Below are 24,039 nucleotides of genomic sequence, written 5' to 3'. Positions count from 1 at the left end.
CTAAAATTCCGTTCGGATGTGAAAGGTCCGTTTGCTGCTTATCGGTCCCTGGATTTTAACAGCCCTAGCCCAACGGCCTCTATATGATGGGGCACCGCTAGGCTGTGGTATACTTAAGAAAAAGTTAGGACGGTGACAACATGGATAACAGCGAACTGGTGCCGGTCATTAACATTGGCCTGAATACGGGGCGCTATAACTTTGATTATGCCATGGAAGAATTAAAAGCTTTGTCAGAAGCCAATAACATGACCGTGGTAGAAACCATCGTGCAAAATCTAAGTCAGCCCATTGCTGGCACTTACTTTGGGACTGGTAAAGTGGAAGAACTGCGCGACGTGGTTGTCGACACCGGCGCAGAAGTTGTAGTTGCTAACGACGAACTGACCCCCAGTCAGATTCGGAATCTGGAAAAAATTGTTAAGGTGCCGGTGATGGACCGAACTGGTCTGATCTTAGCCATTTTCGCTAACCGCGCTCAGAGCCGCGAAGCTAAGTTACAGGTCGAACTGGCTAAGCTGCAATATCAAATGCCACGACTGCATACGGCCATGAACCAGCGTCTCGACCAACAAACTGGGACGAGTGCCGGTGGCGGGTTCACCAACCGTGGTGCTGGTGAAGCCCAGATCGAATTAAGTCGGCGGACGGTTCAACGCCAGATCAATCACGTCCGTCACGAACTAAAGGATGTTAATAAGTCCGCGGCCGTTAAGCGTCAGCAACGTGAGCGGGTGCAGCTACCAAACGTGGCGTTGATCGGCTACACAAACGCCGGCAAATCGACTATTATGAATGAATTGATCAAACGATACGGAATGAACGAGGACAAGCAAGTTACGGTCAAAAATATGCTGTTTGCCACGCTTGATACCAGCGTCCGGCAGCTACAATTTGACGATTCAAAGAAATTACTGCTGAGTGATACCGTTGGCTTCGTCTCGCAGCTGCCGACCACCCTTGTTGAGGCCTTCAAATCAACCCTGTATGAGGCGGCTAACGCTGATCTGTTAGTGCAAGTAGTCGACTACTCCAGCCCTAACCGGGTCGACATGATGTCAACGACCAAGCAGACCTTGAACGAGATTGGCGTTCCAGACTTGCCAATGATCACGGTCTATAACAAGGCCGACCTAACGGATAATCCCTATCCATCGCGAGCTGGCGACGAGATCGTCATTTCCGCTAACGATTCAAAATCAATTGACTTACTAGTTGACGTCATTCGGGAAAAAGTCTTTAAGAATTACGTTGACGCCACTTTCTTGATCCCGTTTGCTGATGGTGACGTTGTTTCGTACCTCAACGATCACGCCACGGTCAAATCAACCGATTACGTAGAAGCAGGTACTAAGATCGAGGCCGAAGTCACCGATATTGATTACCAGCGGTTTGGCAAGTACGTTACGGAATAACCGAATGCATTGCGATGTGGCACTGTGACAGAAACGATTCGGCTACAATCAAGACTGCTGGATCACGCATAGTTTCTTTAAAATTCCTAGTTCCATTGGCAAGTATTCAGGAAAGTCGCTTGTCTAAGCCTTAGTCATAATTTTAATTAAATCACGAAAGATGCACCAAACATCTACCAAAATGACTAGATGTTTGGTGCATCTTATTTGATGGCCTGATATTTTAATTCAATCTTTACCTAAATACAGAAAAGCCGCCACATTCGCAACAAAGCGGGCATAACGGCAACTGTCTTTTGAATTTAATTAGTTCAAGCGTCGTTCCAACGACCGGCTGACAAGTGACAAAGCGTAACAAACAACGAAGTACATGATTGCCAGCATCAAGAACATTGGCAAAATGTACGTTGAATTTTGCCCGTACACGATCTGAGCATTATGCATCAAGTCTGGCAGCACAATGATCGTTGCCAGTGATGTATCCTTGATCAGTGAAATAAATTGACTAACTAGTGCTGGAATCATCTTTTTCATCGCTTGAGGTAAAATGATGTGTTGCATGGCTTGCGCGTACGTCAGACCATTCGCGCGTGCACCTTCCATTTGGCCAGGGTCAACGGCTTGAATCCCCGAACGAACGATCTCAGCAATCATTGTTGATTCGAACACGATCATCGCAATAATCGTTGCCCAGATACTGCTTGGTCGAAAACCAAGGTTTGGCAGGCCGAAGTAAGTAAAGAAGATGATCAGCAGCAATGGTAGGTTACGAATAATATCAATAACCAAGCCGACGATCGGCGAAATGAAGCGGATGTTAACGTACCGGATAATGCCTAAAAGAGCTCCGATCACATAACTACCAGCAATTGAAGCAATGGAGACGATCACCGTAATGCCAAGGCCCTGAAATAAGTAACGCATGTTGATCCACGAATAAGCATCAATAAAGTCTTTCATGATCGCACCCCCCTAGGCTAGTTTCTTTTCCAGATACCGCATCCAGTAACTCAACGGCAACGTGATGACCAGATACAGCAACCCAATGCAGACGTAAGTGCTCATTGTGCTCAGTGAATCTGACGCAATGACATTGCCTTGATACATTAAATCAAAGCCAGCCACGAAGGCTAGGACTGATGAGTTCTTAACCAGGTTGATAAACTGGTTGCCCAAAGGTGGAATGACGTATCGAAAGGCCTGTGGTAACACGATATAACGCATTGCCTGCCAGAATGACAAACCGTTAGCTCTGGCACCTTCCATTTGCCCAGGGTCAACGGATTGAATACCAGCCCGAACCGTTTCGGCGATAAATGCAGAAGTGTAGATCGTCAAACCAATCGTGCCGGCCGCAAAGCCACTGATCTTCGCCACAAACATCGGAATCACCACGAAAAAGAACATCGTGATTACCAGTAGTGGAATGTTTCGAAAGACTTCAATATAGATGCGGGCAATTACCCGTAAAAATTTGACTGGCGTGGTCTCAAAAATTGCAAACATGGATCCAATAATCAAACTAAAGAACAGTGCAATGATGCTACACAATAAGGTCTGACCGAATCCTTGAAGCAGTAGACCGCCATAGTTTTGAAAAATAGCTATCATCGTAGCATCTCCTTATAATGCATGCCTTTAACGTTACCAAACCACTTCTTCAACAGCCGGTTATACTGGCCACTCTGTTCGACTTTAGTCAGCGCCGAATTCAGATCCTTACGAAATTCCGTTTGGTGTTTATTGATGGCGATCCCGTATGGTTCCTTCGTAAAGTTACCACCAACTAAGACGTAACCAGGATTTTCAACTGACATCCCGGCGAGAATACCATTATCAGTCGTCAGCGCTTCACCCTGACCAGATTTCAAAGCGGTCATCGCTTGTGCATAATCAGAGAGTTGCAACACTTTCGCTTTTGGCGCGAACTTGGCAACGTTTTGCACGGAGTTTGACCCAACCACACCTAAAACGGTGGCACCGTTCTTATTGAGATCCTTAACGTTTTTAATTGGACTGCCCTGCTTAACAAGCAATGATTGCCCAGCATCAAAATAGGAACGGGAAAAATCAACTTGCTTTTCGCGTTCAGGCGTAATCGTCATCGTCGCCATAATCGCATCGATGTTCCCATTTTCCAGTAGTGGCATCCGGGTCGAACTGGTAACTTGAACGAATTCAGCTTTGCCCTTTGGCCCTAAGATCTGTTTGGTGATTGCCTTTGCCAAATCAACTTCAAACCCCTTGATCTGACCAGTCTTGACATCCATCAGACCAAACAGTTTCGTATCAGCCTTTACACCCCAAGTAATCGTATTGGTTTGTTTAGCACGTGTCACCACGTTTTGCGCCGACAGTGGTTTGGAACCACAGGCGGATAGGACAAGTACTAATGCCAAACTAGAGATGATAATGCTGATCAATCGGAATAATTTCTTCATGCTCACATCTCCTTAATTATTAGTGGGTGATAATCTTGCTTAAGAATTGACGTGCCCGTTCATTTGACGGTTGACCATCAAAGAACTTCTCCTTACTGTCATCTTCCAAAATCCGGCCATCTGCCATGAAAACAACCCGGTTGGCCACTTCACGAGCGAAGCCCATTTCGTGGGTCACAACTAACATCGTCATGGAAGAGTCACGGGCAATGTTTTTCATAACATTTAGCACATCATCAATCATTTCTGGGTCCAGGGCACTAGTTGGTTCATCAAACAGCAGTGCTTTTGGCTTCATCGCCAACGACCGCGCAATTGCGATTCGTTGCTGCTGCCCACCAGAAAGCTGGGCTGGCAGCTTAGGTGCTTGATCAGCTAAACCGACTCGATCCAGCAGATCCATCGCAAATTTTTTATTTTCATCCTCCGGTCGATGCAAGACCAGCCGCGGTGCTAACATGATATTTTCCAAAATGGTTTTATTGGCATACAGATTAAAGTGTTGAAACACCATGCCAACGTTTTTACGAATCCGGTTCATATCCGTTTTTCGTTCGGCCAAGTCCTGACCATTAACGATCAATTTACCCTCTTGGATCGTCTCCAAACCGTTGATAGTTCGAATCAAAGTGGACTTTCCTGAACCTGATGGGCCAATTAGAACAACGGTTTCCCCAGCATCAATGGTAAGGTTAATGTCATGCAGGGCATGAAAGTCGCCATAATACTTCTGTACGTCTTGAAATTCAATCATGGACATATTTATTCCCCTCCGCCTTATGAAAATTTGCGCTTGATCTCCCAAATTAATTGTCCCTATTCGACAAACGAACAAGCTACACGGTTCGATTGGGAATCATACAGCTTGTTCGCTCATACGGCTGGAAACTATTCGGAATCACAGTTCGCCTGAGTCGCGTTTTCAAAAGTGTACACGCACTGACACTGTTTTGAAGTGAGTAATTTCATACGCTTTTAATTTTAACTCAATATAAATACTAAACCATATTCGTGCAATGGTCAAAGCAAACAAACTCCTAAAGTCCGTCCTTGTGGGTTGTCTTAGGTAAAAAATAGCGCCAAATCAAGTTTTAAAACCCACGATAAATTTTTCATCAGACGCAAAAATATTCATTTTAACGAAATCGTTTTATAACTATGAGAGGATAATTAGAACGTCAAAATTAAAAAACCGCTAATTACGCGCTCCCGATGAAGGAGTACTGCAATTAGCGGTTAATTAGTGAGTATTTTTTAACCAGTTTTAATCATCAATTTAGTGGTAGCGTTTCATTCTGGAAGTAGGCATAGTTGGCTCCTGCTCCGGTTGCCGGTAGTCAGAACTCTTGGCTGTAGATCGACCCGTTGAGCGAGTTGTTTCCTGGGCTCCATGATTTTCCCGCTCATAGGCTAATTGAACTCGAATCATATAGGGAGCTTGCCGTTCAATCGGCTCATTTCGACCCATTTCCATGTACGGTCCGCCGACTAGGATAACGTTGGCCAGGTATAATTTGACCTTGTCAGCCACGTCCTTAATCGGTTGCAGACCAACGGTTGAGACCTTACCCATCGGTGCTTTTTGAGCCTGATTGATCCCAGCGTAGACAATTAGGTCATCTCCCACGTCCTGCAACTCGAAATAAGGAATATTGACTCCCAGGCCAATGGCGTATACCGGTTTGTGCTGTGATTTCAACTGCTGAGCAATCTCACGAACACCTAGACCACCATAGTCAGGTTTCATCAGCGACATCTGCTGCAGCTGATTAGCTAACTGAGAAATATTAGCCGCCTGATTCACGTCAACCGTCACTTTTCCTGGCAGGATCTTCTTACTGTCGAAGAGCCCATTGGCAGGAATGTTAGCGCCGTTCAACAGACTGTTACCCTGTGTCCGTTGCTCACGCTGTTCGGCTTCGGCCGCCGGATCCGTGCCGCCCAGGGTTTTCCCCAGTAATTTTTCAATTTTAGGTGAAATATCAAAGGGTGGTTGTTTTTCCGTAAAATAGTAAAAGATGTTCATCACGAGAAAGTACGCGAGAATAATCCCAACAAGCAGAATCAAACTGCCACGTAGCGCATAACCATTTTGAATCCAACGAATCGACACGTAAAGCAGGTAGACAACACCAATTGCTCCAAGAATGGTATAGATTCGGTTTTTCAGCTTCACGTTGAGGTTTACGAACCCCAAGTAGTGGTTGATCATATCTAATAAACTAAACAAGCGTTGTCACCCCCTACTGTCCTGATGTTTGTGTATCATTGTTAGTTGTGCCAGCCGTACCACCAGACGTTGAAGTCGTATTAGCGTTGCCGGTCGAGCCAGAATTAGTCTGGTTTTCAGTGCCGGATCCGCTACTGCGCGTAGTTCCATTGCCGGTCGTATTGTCGGTGGTACCGGTATTGCCAGTATTAGACCGACTTGACTTAGACTTAGTCGTCGTGCTCTTTGCACTGCTAGTGCCCGTTTCATTGTTATTAGTTGTACTGCTGCTATTTTGATTTTGACTGGAGCTAGAATCCTTCTTACTTGAACTTGAGTCACTGCTGCTATTCTTCTTACTGGAAGACTTATCGTTTGACTTTGATGATTGATTATTGACACTTGTGGAGTTAGTCGACACGACTTTTGAGCTCGCCGGTGCGCCTTCGTTAGAATGGCTCACTGAATTGACCACCACATTAGTCGCACTCAATGCTAGCGCAATCGAAACAATTGCGAACGGAGTGATAAATGGCGGCGTTCGATATGCCATAAAATGGCCTCCTCTTCACTTTTATATTACTCTCTAGTATCTCAAATTATTATGAATAAACAACAAAACAAACCTTAAATATTAACTAAGGTTTGTCGTGATACCACTATTGAGCCACCAGCTTTTGACAGTCAGGGCATAGACCATAAAGTTCAATTCGGTGCCCGTTAATTTGATAGCCTGGTAATTGGGCCTCAAAGATATCCATTGGGCATTCCTTGAGCTCCGTTACCTTGCCACAGTGCTGACAGATAAAGTGGTGGTGATGCAAATGGCTGAAATCACACTGATACTTAACCCGTGCGTGATCACCTTGAACCTGCTGCTCCACCATGCCAGCTTCTTCAAACTCCTTGATGTTGCGGTAGATCGTATTATGGCTCATACCGGGAAATTGCTGACGCATGTAATCGTCCACCAGGGTCACATCGTGGTAGTGATCCTGATTGGCCAACAAATAGGTTAGCAAAGCCCTGCGCTGCTTTGTCACCTTAAGATGGTTCTTTTTCAATTCCGCCAATGCTTGTGTAAGTCCTTGCTGCATGTTGTGGCACCTCTTTTTAAATACTACCAATTAAACGTTAACTTAAATAATAATCATTACGCTTAAGCAAGTGTATCACAAATACATGAACATTTACACATATGTCTTCAAAAGATTATAACGAAGATGGCTGCAACGATGCTACCAGCTCGTCTAGCTTGTCTTGCGTCTGATTCCAATCATCATTTTGGAGCACTTGCGCCACTTTTTTTAAATCTGCTGGCAAAAAAAGGTCACGGAAATATTCCTTGCTCTTGATCCGCGATTTGATCATTTCAATTTGATCGCCACGATCCCTCAACCGCTCGTGCAACGTTGTGGCACGACTGACGGTCAAGAAAAGGACGACAACCTGTTCTTTGAGCTGCTGCACATAGGTCTCAGCCCCCTTGGTATCTAGGACAATACTGACAAGGTCGGCTTTTTCAAATGCCCGCTGCAGCCCTTCAAATGACGACCCATACTGATAACCGGCATAGGTCACCGATTCAAGGTAGTGGTTTTGAGAGAATGATTCTGGGGTTTCAAAGTAGTAATCCACACCGTTCTTCTCCCCTGGGCGTTTGGGCCTAGTGGTATGGGTAATGATCCGCGGAATCTGATATTTAGATTTTAAGTAGGTGCTCACCGTCGTTTTTCCAGTTCCTGTGGCACCCGTAATGACGATCACGTGCTTCATGTTAGCCCCCGTTAGCCAGCCGCAATTTTAGCTGAAATATATTGATTTGCACGTTTCATGAGCTGTTTCAAATTGTCATAGGTCAATCGGTCAACCGCCTGAGCTTCGTTGAACCATCCGTAGTCGCTGATCTCAACGTCTTGTTTGGTGATCAACGAATCCGCGGGTACTTCACTAATGAATAAGTGGACTTCCTTATGGTTGCCATTGGGCAGCTCATACTTAAGTTCGTCGTGGTAATGGGTGTCCAGTGATACGTGTAGCTGGGTCTCTTCACGAATCTCACGAACAGCCGTCTCAGCTAATTTTTCGTCGCCTTCAACGTGTCCTTTGGGGAACCCCCAGAAATCACTGGTTGCACTTTTGAGCAGCAGATACTCAGGCTGACCGTTTTGAACGCGGTAAACAACAGCTCCACTGGCTACTTCAGTCGTCATTAAATCAATCCTTTCAAAAAGTAATTACCACTATTTTAGCGTATTCGCGCCAGCAAGCAAACACTGCGAACAATTTTTTTGGCCTGGATCAAACATTGAGTGGCCAAAATTCAAATCACTTTGTTCCCTTTGCCATTCATTCCCCCTTTAAAATGCACAATAGCTGAATTCTAGCACCAATGACAGAATGAATGAACGCTTTCTGGCGTGGCCTAATAGCCTAACAGAACGTGTTCAATCACAACTTCACCAAACGATTGAACGTTGCTTTTACAACTTCAAAAAGTTAGAATGAGTTGAAAATTCTTTTTATATTTTAATTTCTATGGAGGAACCTCTATGTCATCTTTCATTTCACGTTTGTTTCGTCGGGAAAAAGTTGACAGCTACTTGGAAACTGACAAAAAATTTGCTAAGACCATGTCAGCAGTTGATTTGATTTCATTAGGTATCGGCGCCGTCATTGGGACTGGGATCTTTATTCTGCCCGGGACAGTTGCCGCTACCAAGGCCGGTCCAGGCATTATTTTATCCTTTATCATTGCTGCGGTCGTCTGCTCGACAGCCGCAATGTGCTACGCTGAATTCGCCTCGGCGTTACCGGTTGCGGGCAGTGCTTACTCCTATGGTAACCTTGTTTACGGTGAGATCATCGGCTGGATACTGGGTTGGGCTTTGATTCTAGAATACGTGCTGGCCGTCGCCGCAGTCTCCAGTGCTTGGGGGGCCTACTTCAAATCCTTCATGAGTGGCTTTGGCGTTGACGTCCCCGCTGCCATCGTTGGTCCTTTAGATATTGCCCACGGTTCTTACGGTAATTGGATTGCCATCATTATCGTACTGCTCATTTCTTTCATGCTGGGTCATGGTTTGAAATCTTCAGTTCGTGTGAACAACATCATTGTATTTGTCAAAATTGCCATTATTTTGCTGTTCGTGATCGTCGGCGCCTTTTACGTTAAACCGGGCAACTGGCATCCGTTCTTGCCGTTTGGCACCAAGGGCGTTTTCGCCGGCGCTTCCGCCGTCTTCTTCGCTTACCTTGGTTTCGACGCCGTTTCCAGTTCTGCTGCTGAGGTTAAGAATCCTAAGCGCAACATGCCAGTGGGGATTATTGGCACACTGATCATTGCCACTATTCTATACGTGCTGGTCGCAATTATCCTGACTGGTATGATCAGCTATACTAGATTAAACGTTGCCGATCCGGTTTCCTTTGCATTGCAAGTCGTCCACCAAAACTGGGCAGCCGGTATCATCGCCTTGGGTGCGCTGGCTGGTATGTTTACAATGATGGTCACGATGATCTATAGTTCATCACGTTTGATTTACTCGATTGGACGGGATGGCTTACTGCCAAAGTTTCTCGGTAAACTGGATCACCGTGGCAACCCAATCAACAGCCTACGAACCATCACGGTCATCATTGCTGTCATGGGTGGTTTTGTCCCACTGGATCAACTGACTAACCTGGTTAATATCGGTACTTTAATTGCCTTCTTGTTTGTGTCCTTTGGTATCATTCCATTACGCCACAACAAAGAAATTGAAAATAATCAGGGCTTCCAAGTCCCTTGGTATCCGGTCCTACCAATCGTTTCCGGTCTGCTGTGCCTGTTCATGCTGACGCAGTTGCAGGCTGAAACTTGGATCGCTTCTGGCATCTGGTTTATCTTCGGCTTGATCCTGTACTTTACGTACGGGATGCATCACAGCCGTCTGAACCAGCCGGATAAAGTTGAACACTAAGTTCTTAATTGAAATGCTGCACGTTTAGATGATAATAATCAGGCGGTGCCAAATGAATTTCCAAAAATGGAAAATCGTCTAGCAGCGCCTGATTTAATTTTGATCCAAATTAAGCGCATTAGCTCTAGCAAAATAGCGTCGGCCTATTCCAGTTGTTTAATAGCGTTTTTTAACAGTAACGGCGCCAAAACGGTACTTAAAACGATGACCACGATCAGTTCTGAATATAATTGCGGTGCCAGCAGTTTGGTCTGGTAACCAATCTGAGCGATGATCAGCGCCATTTCACCTCGCGAGACCATGCCGGCACCGACAATGTAAGCACTGCGCCAACTAAACCCCAGTAATTTCGCCCCGAGACCGCCACCCAGCAACTTCGAGAGAATTGCCACAACGGTCATGCCAATGATCAGCCAGAAATTACTCCAGAAGTGGTCAAAACGCATTTCCAAGCCAACACTGACAAAGAAGATTGGAACGAAGAATGCGTATCCGATTGGGCTAATATTAGTTTCGACTTCTTCTCGGGCGCTGGTCTGAGCCACCGCAATGCCGGCAAAGAAGGCACCAATCACAGCACTAAGCCCAGTGAAATCAGCTAAGTAAGCCATTCCCAGACAGATAATTAGAGACATGATCGGCACCGCCTGCGGAACTGGCAAATGCTCAAACAACCTGATCAAAACCGGCGCGATCCAGCGAATCAAAACGTAAACCATGACGAAGTAAGCCACCTGTTCCGCTAGACTCAGCGCTAAATTAGGCTCGCTGCGACTGCCGCTGGAAAACATACTGACAAAGATACTGAGAATCAAGACGGCCATAATATCGTCAACGACGGCAGCCCCAAGAATGGTCGCCCCTTCCTTAGAGTTCAGCCGACCAAATTCACGTAAAACTTCAACGGAAATTGAGACTGAGGTCGCGGCAAAGACCACGCCCCAAAAAACGGCTTGCTCAAAGCTCTGATGCATCACAATACCATAGATGTAAAAACTGGCCATCGGTAAGATCACGCCGAAGGTCGCAACGCTAATTGCTGGCTTAAAATACTTTTTCAGCAGTTTTAGATCACTTTCAAGTCCGGCCATAAACATCAAGATGATGACACCGATCTCTGCACCCACCGTAACCAGTTCACCCGGTTTTATCCAGTTAAGCAGGGCGGGCCCAAGCAGCACCCCGACCAATAGCTGGCCAATCACGCTAGGAATACCCACCCTTTGGCTGAGCGCGCCGGCAATGGTCGTCGCAAATAAAATCAGGGCAATTTCGCCGATATAATTCAATGAACCGATTCCTTTCTTTTTATAACACGGTGATATCAATATCTTCCAGTGTACCATGACCGCGATATTTCCGCCTAGTCAACCGCCTGCTGCCGCCCCAAAAAGGGTTATAATGGGATTCAAAACATGCCTATACAGGAGGGGTTTGAATGAAACTTAATCAATTTGCTATCGCACCAACAACTCTAAAAGAAGAAAAACAGGAATTATTTAATCTTCGCTTCATCAATGAGGACAACCTTAAATTAGCATCACACCGGTTCTTACACCTCTTGCTGCAGCATAGTTTCCCAGAAGTGACCACCACTGAAGCAGCTGACAATAAGTTAGCCAACTTGCTGGCTGCGGAGAATTTAGATGCACTCTCGCTGACCCAGACACAAACGCCGATCAAGCCCCAACACGTTTTAAACATCATCCTGCAGCTACTGGGGTTCGAGGTCGACCGGAAATTTGACTTGAATCACCCAGCTGCAATCAAGTCCACACTTCATTTGCCGACGTTTGAACACGCAGTTTTAAACAACGATGACCTCGTCCACGCTTGGTATCAGTTACTGGTCACCCATACCACGACCGGTCAGACCTTTTTAGACCAGTTAGCCAGTCGGGGCTATTTCTACCGCCTGAAACAGCATGTGAAACTGCCCAAACCGCTATTTTTTAACGGCAAAGCCCAGCCAGTCTTTGACACCGACCAGCTCCTGCACGAAGTTGTTTACGTTGAATCCCCGCAGGACAGTGACCGTGACGGCTTGCGTGACTTGCTAAAAGTCGAAATCACCCGGCCAAGTGAATCAAACGTGCAGCAGGTACCCGTGCTGTACACCGCTTCACCGTACAATCAAGGAACTAATGATGAAGCTGGCGACAAATTAACACATAACGTTAACATCGCGCTGAAAGAAAAACCGGTAATGGCAAATACCGTTTTAACGCCCAATACACCATCGCAACAGGTGCCAGAACCACGGGTGGTTAACGACCATACCTCCCAAGCGGACGAAGGTTTTGGCAACAGCTTTGATTACAGTTTAAACGATTATTTTCTCGCTCGGGGGTTCGCTGTCGTTTACGCCGCTGGCATCGGTACCAAGGAATCAGATGGCTTGCGAACGACTGGTGACCCGGAAGAAACAACTTCCACAATTGCGGTTATTGAATGGCTGAACGGTAAACGAACCGCCTTCACCAACCGGACTGCTAATACGGCCATTGATGCCAGTTGGTCAAATCACCATGTCGCAATGACGGGTCGCTCCTATCTTGGAACGCTTGCAACCGCCGCTGCCACAACTGGGGTGGACGGTTTAAAAACGATTATTTGCGAGGCTGGAATTTCCAGTTGGTACGACTACTACCGCGAAAACGGTCTGGTCATCGCACCCGGTGGCTTCCCCGGTGAAGATGCGGACGTGCTGGCAGAAGAAACCTTTTCTCGCCAACAGCAAGCTGGTGATTACGCGCGCATTAAAACCAAGTGGCAGCAACAATTATCCACCATCGCAAAGGATCAAGACCGTGGAACTGGTAACTACAACGCCTTTTGGGCGGCACGAAATTATCGTCAAAACGCCCAAAATATTAAGGCTGATCTCATGATCGTCCATGGTTTAAATGATTGGAACGTTAAACCGCGTAACGCTGAAAAGCTTTGGCGTGCCACCAGTAAATTGCCGATTGTGCGGAAAATGATTTTGCATCAGGGTCCCCATATCTACATCAATAATTTCCGGTCACTAGACTTCACTGACATGGTCAATTTATGGCTTTCACACGAGTTATATGATCTCGATAACCACGCTGAAAAAATCTTACCAGATGTGTTGATCCAAGATAATTCCGAACCAGAAAGCTGGCAGGCATTCCCTGACTGGGGAAATCCCGATAATGCGATTGCAAAGGCTTATTTAACACCAAATGGCCTTAGCAATCACCCAGAAAATGGCGGGACTGCTACGTTTAATGACCAGCTTAAGCAAGCCCAATTTGAAGCCTACGCCAAGGATAATGCTAAATGGCAGCGTGACTTGCTGACGGCTGTGTCACCCCTTAAGGGACACCGATTGATTTTCAAAGCACCAAGTCGAACTAGCGAACTTGTGCTTGACGGCAACCCAATTCTGCATTTACAAGTTGCTTCCACCCAAAATATCGGTCTGATCAGCGCTGAACTGATCGACTTTGGTAACTTTAAACGCTTAAAGCAGCTACCGACGACCCTGGCTCGCCAAGCAATGGTTCTAGGCTACCAGTGGCGAAAAGAGGAGCTACGGGAGTTTGAGTTAGCGCCCAAAGTCACCCCGTATCAATTGATCTCTAAAGCCCATCTGAACTTGCAAAACCGGTCGTCATTGACCCAAGTCGAAACGGTCGAACCGGGTAAGCAGTATGATGTTCAGCTTGAACTCCAGCCAACTCATTATCGGCTGACTGCTGGGCATCAGTTAGGAGTCGTGGTGTACGCAACAGACTTCGGTATGACGGTCCGCGGGAACCAAAACATTACCTATACCGTTTCCTTGGCGAATAGCTGGTTGGAACTTCCACACCTGTAAACTTAGTGATAAGATGTTAATTAAACCACTTTAGAAACGAGGTCATTTCATGAAACAAGGCACAACAATCATTACTTTAGATAACGGCTACCATCTGTGGACCAATACACAAGGCGAAGGCGACATTCATTTGCTGGCACTGCATGGCGGACCTGGTGGCAACCATGAATACTGGGAAGATACGGCTCAACAGCTTAAAGCTCAGGGCCTGAACGTTCAGGTTCATATGTATGACCAGCTGGGTTCGTGGTACTCTGACCAACCCGATTACAGCGATCCTAAAATTGCTGACAAATACCTGACATACGACTACTTCTTAGACGAAGTGGAAGAAGTCCGTCAAAAATTAGGTCTCGACCACTTCTATCTGATTGGGCAATCATGGGGTGGTGCCCTGGTTCAAATGTACGCGGCTAAGTATGGTCAGCACTTAAAAGGTGCCATCATTTCATCAATGGTCGATAATATCGATGAATATGTCAAGCACGTCAACCAAGTTCGTGAAGAAGCTTTACCTGCCGATGCTGTGGCTTACATGAAAAAGCAGGAAGCAGCTAACAATTATGATGACCCCCAATATCAAAAATACGTTGACGTGTTGAACGCCGGCTACGTTGACCGCAAACAGCCGGCAGCCATTTCCCACTTGATTTCAACCATGTCGCGGCCAGTTTATGGCGCCTTTCAAGGCGACAATGAATTTGTCATCACTGGTAAGCTTAAAGAATGGCAATTTGAATCGCACTTAAAAGAAATCAAAGTGCCGACACTGTTAACCTTTGGTGAACACGAAACGATGCCTTTAACCACTGCTAAGCGCATGGCAAAGGAAATTCCTCATGCCCGCTTGGTCACCACTCCGGAGGGTGGTCATCACCATATGATTGACAACGCACCGGTTTACTACGATCACTTAGCAACGTTTATTCGTGACGTTGAAAACGATAATTTTAACGCATAGATCAATATTATCCGTATCAAAATGAGAGTGGGCTAAAACTCACTTAGGTCCCAAAAGGTATGCAAAGAGCGCCGTGGATTCCTGGTTTTTGGAATCTGCGGCGCTCTTTGCTGAGATGGCCGGAATCTGAGCTTTGACGCACGTTTAGACCATTGTACAGTCTTAAATTGAAGACCACGATTAACTATCTCTGCGTTAGAAAATTAGTTCGATATTTACCAATATTAACTTCTGTGCAAGCCTCATTTTTGGCCTCTCCCTATTCGTCTTTCATGTCGCTTAATTTCCTTAACCCTGCCACGATTGCATCCTTAGAATAGTGTCCGTCTTCCAACTCCGTTTCGGACTTACCATTTAACGTAGAGTAAAACCAGACACTGAGTTTCATAAAATCTTTTTCCGGCATTGTTGGTTGCAAATTAACCAGTCGCTTAGCTGCCTCACCGTACCGATTCAACTGAATCAAGCGAGCCAACTCCTCTTGATGAGGTAACATTTGCTCATCTTGCTGCGGGAACACGATCTCATAATCGTTGTCTGGATTACTGGAGTGCAGTAGATAGCCAAGCCCTTCCGCCAGTAAATGAATCTGCTTCATGATCCAGTCATCGTCTCGTCGTTGCATCATCGTTGAAGCCCCTCTTTCTTTGATTAACCACAGCTTTCTGCCTCTATCATACCCGATGTCTGTTTTATCAGCTATCCGTTGGCTTTGGATGAAGAAAACCCTTCGGTGGTTGCCAGTGCACAGCACGAATAGCATTAATCTCTGACATCTTAGGCAACACGCCAAAAAAACAAGCCTCCAAATCTGGAAGCTTGCTTAAAATCGTTATTAAGCAATTACAACCTTGGTGCCGTAACTAACGTTGTGGTAGAACCACTTTGCATCTGGAACCCCTAACCTCACACAGCCGTGAGAGTGAGCGGCTTTACCAAGTTTGTCTGCCTCTTTAACATTGTAATGGCCATTTTTATCTGTTGGTACGGTGTGGAAGAGATAGATACCATGATCCTTGAATGAAACCCAGTACTTGGCGCCTTCCTTCGACTGGGCATTATAGAAAAACTTGCCACGTTCAGTCTGAATATGGTACGTACCCCGCGGTGTTGAATTCTTAACGCCGGTGGAAGCATACATCGTATACACAGTCTTAGAACCGTCTTTAATGTAAACTCGCTGATTTTTAATTGACACATCAACCCATGGATTCTTCAATTTTTTCCAGTTAGGATAAGCTTTTTTTTCGGAAGGCTCGCGCCAATTAATTTCAACTGGGGTGGCTTTCTTTTGACTCTTCTTAGTCGCTTGTGTCGCCGCATGTTCACTGGTCGAGGGCGTCATCAAGTGATGTGCAGCAACTCCCAGAACTAAAATGGCGATGATCACGGCGAATGATTGCAAAACCCGCTTCATATCAAATCAATCTCCAAACCTTGCATTATTTTCATTAATTGTAGCATGCGAACGTTTCAAGTTGATAACATTTTGCAAAGAGCTTGGCAACATTACTGATTCTTAAGACTTAATTTTTCAACGTTTAAGATTTTATCGGCCAAACCGTCATAGAAACTGACCTCATGACTGACCACAATGGCGTTCCCAGGAAACTGATTGATGGCATCCTTCAACGCTTCTTTGGTCTCCTCGTCCAAATGGTTAGTGGGTTCGTCCAAGATCAAGAAGTTGCTAGGTTCAAATTCCATCATGGCAAGTTTGACCTTCGTTTGTTCACCACCAGAGAGCTGACCAATTGGTTTCATTGCATTGGCGGCATCCAAACCGCATTTGGCAAGCTTTGTCCGAATTGCTTTTTGCGGCAGTTTTTCATACTTAGCCTGAATAATTTGAAGCGGCGTTTGACGATCATCGTCCCACACCAAGTCCTGACTGAAATAGCTGACTTTGGCAGATGGTGAAAAATGCGCTGCGCCACCCTTCGCGTCAATGATGCCAAGGATCGTCTTGATCAGAGTAGATTTTCCGACCCCGTTAAAGCCTTCAAAGCCGACCTTTTCACCAGTCGTTACAGAGAACGTAACCGGCTTAAGTAACGGCCGATTATATCCAACCGAAAGCTGTTCGACCACCAGGGCATTTTGCGAACCAGTATCCTCATACGGAAAATTAAAACTGGCCTGAATATTGCTCGAAGGCGGATCGACCAATTCCATATGCGACAGCTGCTTTTCACGTGATTTAGCCTGTTTCGAACGGGTCCCTGCCTTGAATTTAGCAATGAACTTCTGCGTTTTTTCAATCTTTAACTGTTGTTTTTCATACTCTTTACGCTGGGCTTCTTCTCGCTCGGCACGTTGTCGCATGGCAGCCTTAAAACTACCACGATATTTGATGATTTTGCCAAATGCAACGTTGATGATACAGTTGGTGACCTGATCCAAAAAGTCAAAATCATGGGAAATGATCATCGCTGCACCGTCAAAATCGTTCAGATAGTCTACCAGCCATGCAATGTGAGCCACGTCCAAGTAGTTGGTTGGCTCATCCAGCAAGATCACGTCAGGGTTTTGAAGCAGCAGCTTAGCCAAAATGATCTTCGACCGCTGACCACCTGACATTTGTGCAACCTCATGGTCTCGTCCAATATCATCTATGCCAAGCCCAGTGATAATGCGTTCGATTTCGGTTTCAATATCGTAAAAGTTACTGGCTTCCAACTCTTCTTGAATTCGACCGGCACGCTCCAATAATTTATCGTCCGCATTTTCTGCGTAGTCGGTATAAAGTTGTGTCATCCTGGCATTTTTATCGTATAGGTCTTGAAATGCAGTGTGTAAAAAATCAATCAGTGTCATCCCATCTGGAATGTCGGCGTATTGATCTAAATAAGCTACGTGGACACCCCGCTGCCATTTAATTGAACCTGACAGTGGCAACTGTTCACCAGTGAGCACTTTGATCAACGTGGACTTCCCCACACCATTTTGGCCGACGATGCCCATGTGTTCGCCCTTATTTAGTTGAAAACTAGCATCGTCATAGAGCCTTTTATCAGCAAACGCCATGCTCAGGTCTTCAACTTCTAATAGTGCCATATCACGTGTTCCTCCTTGAAAATAATTTGAAACAAATTCGGTCGAATACTTTTTCTCCGTATTTTTTCACAATATCTTACACTAGCACGAATGAGGCTTGATATCAAGGATGGTAGCCGGGTTCACATACAGAACTTAAATCTAGATTAGCACGGTCTGAGAAAGTATAAGGGTGGTTGAATTATCATTAGAAGCCCTAAAAGATGCAAGTGCATATGCTATAATGTAGAAACACTATGTAAAAGGAATGACAACATTGAACATTAAAGATATTGACAGTCTGACCCTCACCGTCAGCGACATTCAGCACTCGATTCGCTTTTACCATGAGGTTTTTGACCTGCCGATCATCAAAAATGCGACTCGGCCAAGCGTGCAGTTAGGACATCGCCGCCTGGAATTTCAGACCACCGACGATCACAGTGAGATTAGCGCTAAGACAATTGTCCCTGGCTCAGCTGAACTCGCGTTTGAAACCCATGATCCGCTTGAAAACACCTTGTCGCACCTGACTAATTACGCAGTCGAAATCGATGATGGCCCAATCGATTATCAGGGTGCCAAAGGACCGGCCACTGCGCTTTGGGTTCGCGATCCTGACCACAATCTCATTAAAATTGTTACCTATTAATTCAAAACGGGGTGTCTAATTGACTAAGTATTTAAAGAGACAGTCGCTGCGGATCGGCGCCTTTGTGCTTCTGATTATCGTTTACCTTCTCAATGAGTCATTGTTAGAGGCTGCAACTGAGTACGCCGGTAAAAATCCCGGCCTGGCAAATCGTTTTATTGGTGTCATGCTGATTACTGTAGCGGCTCTGTTAGTACTTTTCACTTGGCTGTATAACCGCCAACTAAAGCGCTACAATCCTCGTCAGTTTGGCCGTAAGCCATTTACCCGACAGCGAGTTGCCCGTCTGATCCTAGCATTCATCATCATCTACGTGGTACAAGTCGCTTGGTCACAACTGATCGTCCATCACTTGTTGCCAATGCCCAGCAACCAAACCGAACTCGAAAGTTCCATCCGCCAATTGCCGGTCTGGAATAATATTTATGGTGTTTTGATTGCACCAGTCTTTGAAGAGTACATCTTTCGCGGTTTCTTTTTTAACTTCTTCTTTGCGAAGAAATCACGACTGAGTACGATCTTTGGCGTTTTGATCAGTGGCCTGATCTTTGGTTACTTGCACACCCTTTCCTTTTCGGTGACCACGTTACTGTATGCCTCATTGGGCTGGGTACTGGCGGGAACCTATTTGTATTTTAAAGACATCCGGTACAGCATTGCGCTCCACTTTTTAAACAACTTAATGAGTTTAATTTGAATTAAAGTCAGCTTTATGAGCAACTCGTTTTAAACCTCAAAAAGGTGAACCCAAAAAAATTCCGCCAATTACGAAATTTACTTGGGTTCACCTTTATTAACATCTAAACTGCAGTTTTTCAACTGTTACCGAACCTTTACCCGCAAACTATGAATCCAGTTGTCATACAAATGAAAACTGTCATCTTGCCAAGTATTAGTCGGCTTGGCCTGTGAAAAATAGTTGACTGGTAACTGAATCGGCAGGCCCTTTTCCTGGTCACGATGAAACTCATTATTGAGGGTTTGCGTCTCATATTCTGGATGGCCACTGATATACGTAGAATGAGTGACTTCTGAAGCTAGAACAACGGGACCAGCTTCAGGATCACTTGCCAACACATTTAGTCGAGGATCACTGATATTTTCCAGCGTGGCATGCCGAGATTGTGGCATTGACAGTTGTTTAAAGCCAGCAGTCAAAGCAGTTCGAGCATTGATTTCACAGCGGTAGACGCCAAATAACTTACTGGGAATCACGCGCTTGTTAATGCCAAAGTCAGCGTAAATGCCAGCTTGGGCCGCCCAGCATTCAAGAATCGACTGTTGAACGTGTTTATTACGCCAATCAAGCAAGGCCTTAAATTCCGGCCAATAGTCAACGTCCTCAAACTGAATCTGTTCAACAGGAGCCCCAGTCACCACCATCCCGTCGAAGTGCTGATCATAAACATCGTCAAGCACGGCATAAGCTGATTGTAAGGCCGTTTCTGAGGTGTGCTTACTATGGTGACTAGCCATGCGCAGGAAGGTCACTTCCACATCCAGCGATAAATGGCTGAATAAATGCACAAATTGACGTTCAGTTTCCAGTTTGTTGGGCATTAAATTGACCACCAAAAGTTTTACGGGCCTAGTACTACTGGTCGCACTGACGGCTTGCTGCTTTAAAAAGCCATTTTTAAGATACACTGTCATGTCGAGATCCTCCTTTGATATAAGATTGATATAAACTAAAAACGTCCCTAACTGTGTTGAACAGTTAGGGACGTTTTGGCGCGGTACCACCCATCTTCGTGACAACCTCGCGGCATCACCTCAAGAGTAAAAATACTCGGCAGATATCGGTGCCCCGTGACGGTAGCCAAACGACCGCGTCATTCTCCAAGCTCATCTTCGCTGCCAAACCCGACCTTGTCCCACCGATTCCAAGGTTCTCTATCTCTAGGAAAAACAACTACTCTTCTTGTCATTGACTCATTATGTTCTAATTGTTTTTTAATTTAGCATAGGAAGTAAAAAAAGTCAAGGTGTGGAGGCAAACGGGAAGGACCGGTGTATAAGGCGACTGAACCAGAATTTGCGGTGGGCTTTGCCGTGAATTATGGTTCAGTTGACTTATACGCAGGGCCTTGTTTGCCGGAACCCGATTATGTCAAGGTGTGGAGGCAAACGGGAAGGACCGGTGTATAAGGCGACTTTGGCGGAAAATTCATTGTCACTGACGTCCAAACAAGACTTCACCGCAAATTAACTTGCACATCACCTCGTACCCAATTATAATATGAGATATTGAAGTTGGAGGAATTCACATGACAAAGTCTGAACAACAATTAAATCGTTGGCAAAACCGGTAATCAAACCGCAACTTCGGATGCGGTTTGAACGCACATGTTCAATACACGTGTCCATGCCGGTTACTTTGTGATGTGAGTGACGCTGCATGACTGACCTTGCACGTCGCTCTACCCAGACGACTCTGTGAGGGGTCGTCTTTTTGTTTCGACTAATTTTTAGATTGGGGAGTCAGTTTATGAAGCGATTATATGCGCTGATTGCTATTATTGTAGTTTTCTTAGGCTTTGCATTTGTAGACGAAGGAGGAACCGGATCACCGGCGAAAGTTAAAAAGCCTACCGTTGGCATTTTACAACTCATGTCCCACCCCGCTCTTGATGCGATCCATCGAGGCATTATTCATGGCCTAGCGGAAAAGGGATACCACTCTGGTAAAAATGTCAAAATTGATTTTCAAAATGCTCAAAATGATCAAAGTAATTTAATGACTATGAGCAACCGGTTTGTCAATGAAGATGCTGATGCCACCATTGGTATCGCAACACCGTCTGCTCAAGCCCTGGCCAACGCCACTTCTAAGATTCCGATTGTTTTGGGAGCTGTCACAGATCCTAAGGGTGCTGGCTTAGTCAAAAATAACCAGCGTCCCGGTCACAACATCACCGGTGTTTCTGATCAGGCACCACTAAAAGAACAGCTTGACCTAATTCGGAGAGTAATGCCTAGTATGAAAACGTTAGGAATCTTCTACACCTCCAGTGACGACTCTGCTAATGCGCAATATCACCAGTTCAAAGCAATCTGCCAGCAAGAACACATCAAGCTAAAGGCCTATTCAATATCAAATACCAACGATGTTGACCAGGTTTCACAGCAAATGGTTCAAAACGTCGATGCCGTTTATGTACCGACTGACAACACGGTTGCCTCGGCAATGCAGACCCTAGTTAAAAATTCAAATGCCGCTAAAGTACCGGTATTTCCAGCGGTTGATACAATGGTTAAAAGCGGTGGCTTAGCCACTTACAGCATCGACCAATATCAGCTTGGCGTCGTTACTGGTCGAATGACCGCGGACATCTTGAAGGGCAAAAAACCGGCGACTACGCCAATTCATTTTTTCCGTCACGGTAAACTGATCTTAAACATGAAGGAAGCAAAAGCACTTGGCATTACCTTTCCAAGTAGCTTAGTCAAAGAAGCACAAAAGAAAGGAGAAATCATTAAATGACATTTGGATTAGGTGTTTCAGCAATTGGCCAAGGGCTCCTCTGGGCAACACTTGGTTTAGGTCTGTTTCTCACGTTTAGAATCCTTGATTTCCCCGATATGACTGTTGAAGGCACGTTCCCAATGGGCGCGGCTACTTGTGTCGCTGCTATCAACCATGGGATCAACCCCTTCTGGGCAACTTTGCTTGCCATTGGTGTGGGAATGCTGTGTGGCCTCACAACTGGACTTTTATACACTAAGGGTAAAATTCCGATTTTATTAGCTGGAATTTTAGTGATGACCGCTGCTTATTCAGTTAATTTACGAATCATGGGTCGGTCAAACTTAACGTTATTGAACAAGCCGACACTGTTAAAACTATCAATCTTTGCAAATGCACCAATGTATTTTGACAGCGTGTTCCTTGGCTTCACCGTCATTGTAATATTGACCTTAGTGTTGATCTACTTCTTGCAAACCGAATTAGGTCAAGCCTTTATCGCCACGGGTGACAACGAAAACATGGCCCGGTCATTAGGCATCAAGACTGACAACATGAAGATCATGGGATTGATGGTTTCAAACGGTGTGATTGGTCTTGGTGGTGCTTTAGTCGCCCAAAATGATGGTTACGCCGATGTCAATATGGGAATCGGGATCATCGTTATTGCACTGGCATCAATTATCATCGGTGAAGTTGCATTTGGCGAATTAACCATGAATCAGCGTTTGGTGGCCGTAACGTTAGGCTCAATTCTATATCGTTTCGTTTTACTGATTGTCCTGCGTCTCGGTTTCAACACCAACGATCTGCAATTATTCTCATCGGTTGTTTTGGCACTATGCATGATGCTACCAGTCTTCCGGAAGGTTGTGGATGTTCGCCACATTTGGAAACGGGGGATTTCGACTAATGACTAAACCCATTCTTGAATTACGTCACGTTGTTACAAAAGTCAATCGCAATACACCAGAAGAGCTGACTCTTCTTAAAGATCTGAATCTCACCATTAACGAAGGTGACTTCATCACGGTTTTAGGATCAAATGGCGCGGGTAAATCAACCTTGTTTAATACGATTGCAGGTAGCATGCCCCTTACTTCTGGCGATATTTTGCTGCGGGGAGAATCAATCGTTCGTGAATCAGAAGAAACGCGTACCCGCTTTTTAAGCCGTGTTTTTCAAGATCCAAAATTAGGGACTGCCCCGCGAATGACTGTGGCAGAAAACCTATTACTAGCTACCAGGCGTGGCGAACGTCGTGGTTTGTTGCCCCGTCATTTGAAGCGTCATATGCCAGAATTTAAGCAACTCACCAGTGGGATGGGAAATGGCCTGGGTGAACGACTTAATACCCCAACTGGAAACCTATCAGGTGGCCAACGCCAGGCGTTAAGTTTTCTGATGGCCACATTAAAGAAACCCGACATTTTATTCCTGGATGAACATACGGCAGCATTAGACCCGAAAACGTCGCGGGAACTGATGCAAACAACTAATGACCGTATCACAGCGGAAAACTTAACGTGTCTGATGATCACCCACCATTTGGATGATGCCTTAAAGTATGGCAATCGTTTGATTGTTATCAATGATGGCAAAATCACGTTTGATGTGTCAGGCGAAGACAAAAAGAAGCTCACACAAGAAGATCTGTATGGGTTCTTTGGAGAAATAGAGTAAGGTGTGGAGGCAAACGGGTGAGACTGGAGCACAAGGCAACTTTGGTGGAAAATCCCGGGCTTGGATTTTTGACCGAAGTCGACTTGTGTGCAAGTCTCAGTTTGCCGGAACCCGATTACGTCAAGGTGTAGAGGCAAACGGGTGAGACTGGAGCACAAGGCAACTTTGGTGGAAAATCCCGGGCTTGGATTTTTGACCGAAGTCGACTTGTGTGCAAGTCTCAGTTTGCCGGAACCCGATTATGTCAAGGCGTGGAGGCAAACGGGTGAGACTGGAGCACAAGTCTCAGTTTGAAGAAGCCTAATTCAAAATCAACCTAAATTAAAAGGAAACCATCATGATTTGTGATGATTTCCTTTTTTGATTT

Annotated in this window: 23 protein-coding genes; 9 read left to right on the top strand and 14 right to left on the bottom strand. The window is 45.5% G+C overall.

What is annotated here, in order from left to right; all coding sequences use genetic code 11:
- Nucleotides 1-140: 140 nt before the first annotated feature.
- A complete protein-coding gene (hflX, locus tag GM612_RS05555; RefSeq protein ID WP_155431392.1) occupies nucleotides 141-1,415 on the top strand; it encodes a GTPase HflX in 1,275 nt (424 codons plus the stop codon).
- A 306-nt stretch (nucleotides 1,416-1,721) separates the two neighbouring features.
- Here hflX and GM612_RS05550 read toward each other — a convergent pair whose 3' ends face one another.
- The 9 genes from GM612_RS05550 to GM612_RS05510 all read right to left on the bottom strand — a co-directional run bounded on the left by GM612_RS05550 (nucleotide 1,722) and on the right by GM612_RS05510 (nucleotide 8,278).
- On the bottom strand, nucleotides 1,722-2,375 hold the full coding sequence (locus GM612_RS05550; RefSeq protein WP_155431391.1) for an amino acid ABC transporter permease: 654 nt from the start codon (nucleotides 2,373-2,375) through the stop codon (nucleotides 1,722-1,724).
- Between the two features lie 12 nt (nucleotides 2,376-2,387).
- A complete protein-coding gene (locus GM612_RS05545; protein ID WP_155431390.1) occupies nucleotides 2,388-3,026 on the bottom strand; it encodes an amino acid ABC transporter permease in 639 nt (212 codons plus the stop codon).
- Nucleotides 3,023-3,856 carry a transporter substrate-binding domain-containing protein gene (locus tag GM612_RS05540; RefSeq protein ID WP_155431389.1) on the bottom strand — a complete coding sequence of 278 codons (834 nt, stop codon included), beginning with the start codon at nucleotides 3,854-3,856 and terminating at the stop codon, nucleotides 3,023-3,025. Before GM612_RS05540 ends, GM612_RS05545 begins: the two co-directional genes overlap by 4 nt.
- 19 nt (nucleotides 3,857-3,875) lie before the next feature.
- Nucleotides 3,876-4,616 carry an amino acid ABC transporter ATP-binding protein gene (locus GM612_RS05535; protein WP_155431388.1) on the bottom strand — a complete coding sequence of 247 codons (741 nt, stop codon included), beginning with the start codon at nucleotides 4,614-4,616 and terminating at the stop codon, nucleotides 3,876-3,878.
- A gap of 516 nt (nucleotides 4,617-5,132) precedes the next feature.
- The gene (locus GM612_RS05530; protein WP_155431387.1) at nucleotides 5,133-6,086 is read right to left on the bottom strand and encodes a DUF6681 family protein; all 954 of its coding nucleotides are present in this window, start codon (nucleotides 6,084-6,086) and stop codon (nucleotides 5,133-5,135) included.
- Nucleotides 6,087-6,099: 13 nt separating this feature from the next.
- On the bottom strand, nucleotides 6,100-6,618 hold the full coding sequence (locus GM612_RS05525; RefSeq protein ID WP_155431386.1) for a hypothetical protein: 519 nt from the start codon (nucleotides 6,616-6,618) through the stop codon (nucleotides 6,100-6,102).
- 106 nt (nucleotides 6,619-6,724) lie between these two features.
- Nucleotides 6,725-7,162 carry a Fur family transcriptional regulator gene (locus GM612_RS05520; protein ID WP_155431385.1) on the bottom strand — a complete coding sequence of 146 codons (438 nt, stop codon included), beginning with the start codon at nucleotides 7,160-7,162 and terminating at the stop codon, nucleotides 6,725-6,727.
- A gap of 115 nt (nucleotides 7,163-7,277) precedes the next feature.
- Nucleotides 7,278-7,841, bottom strand: coding sequence for an AAA family ATPase (locus tag GM612_RS05515; protein ID WP_155431384.1), 564 nt, complete (start codon nucleotides 7,839-7,841; stop codon nucleotides 7,278-7,280).
- An 11-nt stretch (nucleotides 7,842-7,852) separates the two neighbouring features.
- Nucleotides 7,853-8,278 carry a bis(5'-nucleosyl)-tetraphosphatase gene (locus GM612_RS05510; protein WP_155431383.1) on the bottom strand — a complete coding sequence of 142 codons (426 nt, stop codon included), beginning with the start codon at nucleotides 8,276-8,278 and terminating at the stop codon, nucleotides 7,853-7,855.
- Nucleotides 8,279-8,617: 339 nt separating this feature from the next.
- Here GM612_RS05510 and GM612_RS05505 point away from each other — a divergent pair, with 339 nt between their 5' ends.
- Entirely contained in the window at nucleotides 8,618-10,027 is a 1,410-nt protein-coding gene (locus GM612_RS05505) for an amino acid permease (RefSeq protein WP_155431382.1), read from the top strand.
- A gap of 143 nt (nucleotides 10,028-10,170) precedes the next feature.
- Here GM612_RS05505 and GM612_RS05500 read toward each other — a convergent pair whose 3' ends face one another.
- Nucleotides 10,171-11,316 (bottom strand): cation:proton antiporter, encoded by a 1,146-nt coding sequence (locus GM612_RS05500; RefSeq protein ID WP_155431381.1) that lies wholly within the window; start codon nucleotides 11,314-11,316, stop codon nucleotides 10,171-10,173.
- 149 nt (nucleotides 11,317-11,465) lie between these two features.
- On the opposite strand from GM612_RS05500, the gene GM612_RS05495 reads away from it, so the two are divergent.
- On the top strand, nucleotides 11,466-13,874 hold the full coding sequence (locus GM612_RS05495) for a Xaa-Pro dipeptidyl-peptidase (protein ID WP_155431380.1): 2,409 nt from the start codon (nucleotides 11,466-11,468) through the stop codon (nucleotides 13,872-13,874).
- A gap of 49 nt (nucleotides 13,875-13,923) precedes the next feature.
- Nucleotides 13,924-14,835: a proline-specific peptidase family protein gene (locus GM612_RS05490; RefSeq protein ID WP_155431379.1), complete on the top strand. Its 912-nt coding sequence runs from the start codon at nucleotides 13,924-13,926 to the stop codon at nucleotides 14,833-14,835.
- Between the two features lie 259 nt (nucleotides 14,836-15,094).
- Here GM612_RS05490 and GM612_RS05485 read toward each other — a convergent pair whose 3' ends face one another.
- The 3 genes from GM612_RS05485 to abc-f form a co-directional block, all read right to left on the bottom strand.
- Nucleotides 15,095-15,463 carry a DUF6483 family protein gene (locus GM612_RS05485; protein ID WP_246147584.1) on the bottom strand — a complete coding sequence of 123 codons (369 nt, stop codon included), beginning with the start codon at nucleotides 15,461-15,463 and terminating at the stop codon, nucleotides 15,095-15,097.
- 207 nt (nucleotides 15,464-15,670) lie between these two features.
- Complete coding sequence (locus GM612_RS05480; protein WP_155431378.1) at nucleotides 15,671-16,252, bottom strand: L,D-transpeptidase; 582 nt, start codon at nucleotides 16,250-16,252, stop codon at nucleotides 15,671-15,673.
- Nucleotides 16,253-16,344: 92 nt separating this feature from the next.
- The gene (abc-f, locus tag GM612_RS05475; protein WP_155431377.1) at nucleotides 16,345-17,892 is read right to left on the bottom strand and encodes a ribosomal protection-like ABC-F family protein; all 1,548 of its coding nucleotides are present in this window, start codon (nucleotides 17,890-17,892) and stop codon (nucleotides 16,345-16,347) included.
- A 247-nt stretch (nucleotides 17,893-18,139) separates the two neighbouring features.
- Between abc-f and GM612_RS05470 the strand changes: the two genes are divergently transcribed.
- Complete coding sequence (locus GM612_RS05470) at nucleotides 18,140-18,523, top strand: VOC family protein (RefSeq protein WP_425500333.1); 384 nt, start codon at nucleotides 18,140-18,142, stop codon at nucleotides 18,521-18,523.
- 19 nt (nucleotides 18,524-18,542) lie between these two features.
- Nucleotides 18,543-19,220, top strand: coding sequence for a CPBP family intramembrane glutamic endopeptidase (locus tag GM612_RS05465; protein ID WP_155431375.1), 678 nt, complete (start codon nucleotides 18,543-18,545; stop codon nucleotides 19,218-19,220).
- A gap of 125 nt (nucleotides 19,221-19,345) precedes the next feature.
- On the opposite strand, the gene GM612_RS05460 is transcribed toward GM612_RS05465, so the two are convergent.
- Complete coding sequence (locus GM612_RS05460; protein ID WP_155431374.1) at nucleotides 19,346-20,176, bottom strand: homoserine O-acetyltransferase/O-succinyltransferase family protein; 831 nt, start codon at nucleotides 20,174-20,176, stop codon at nucleotides 19,346-19,348.
- Between the two features lie 835 nt (nucleotides 20,177-21,011).
- On the opposite strand from GM612_RS05460, the gene trpX reads away from it, so the two are divergent.
- The 3 genes from trpX to GM612_RS05445 are packed head-to-tail and all read left to right on the top strand — an operon-like array spanning nucleotide 21,012 to nucleotide 23,672.
- Nucleotides 21,012-22,007, top strand: a complete 996-nt coding sequence (trpX, locus tag GM612_RS05455; protein WP_155431373.1) for a tryptophan ABC transporter substrate-binding protein — start codon at nucleotides 21,012-21,014, stop codon at nucleotides 22,005-22,007.
- A complete protein-coding gene (locus GM612_RS05450; RefSeq protein WP_155431372.1) occupies nucleotides 22,004-22,909 on the top strand; it encodes an ABC transporter permease in 906 nt (301 codons plus the stop codon). Before trpX ends, GM612_RS05450 begins: the two co-directional genes overlap by 4 nt.
- Entirely contained in the window at nucleotides 22,902-23,672 is a 771-nt protein-coding gene (locus GM612_RS05445) for an ABC transporter ATP-binding protein (protein ID WP_155431371.1), read from the top strand. Before GM612_RS05450 ends, GM612_RS05445 begins: the two co-directional genes overlap by 8 nt.
- Nucleotides 23,673-24,039 lie beyond the last annotated feature (367 nt).

The organism is Secundilactobacillus folii (assembly GCF_009720675.1).
Lineage (GTDB): Bacteria > Bacillota > Bacilli > Lactobacillales > Lactobacillaceae > Secundilactobacillus > Secundilactobacillus folii.
This window is presented reverse-complemented; position numbering and strand designations above follow the sequence as displayed.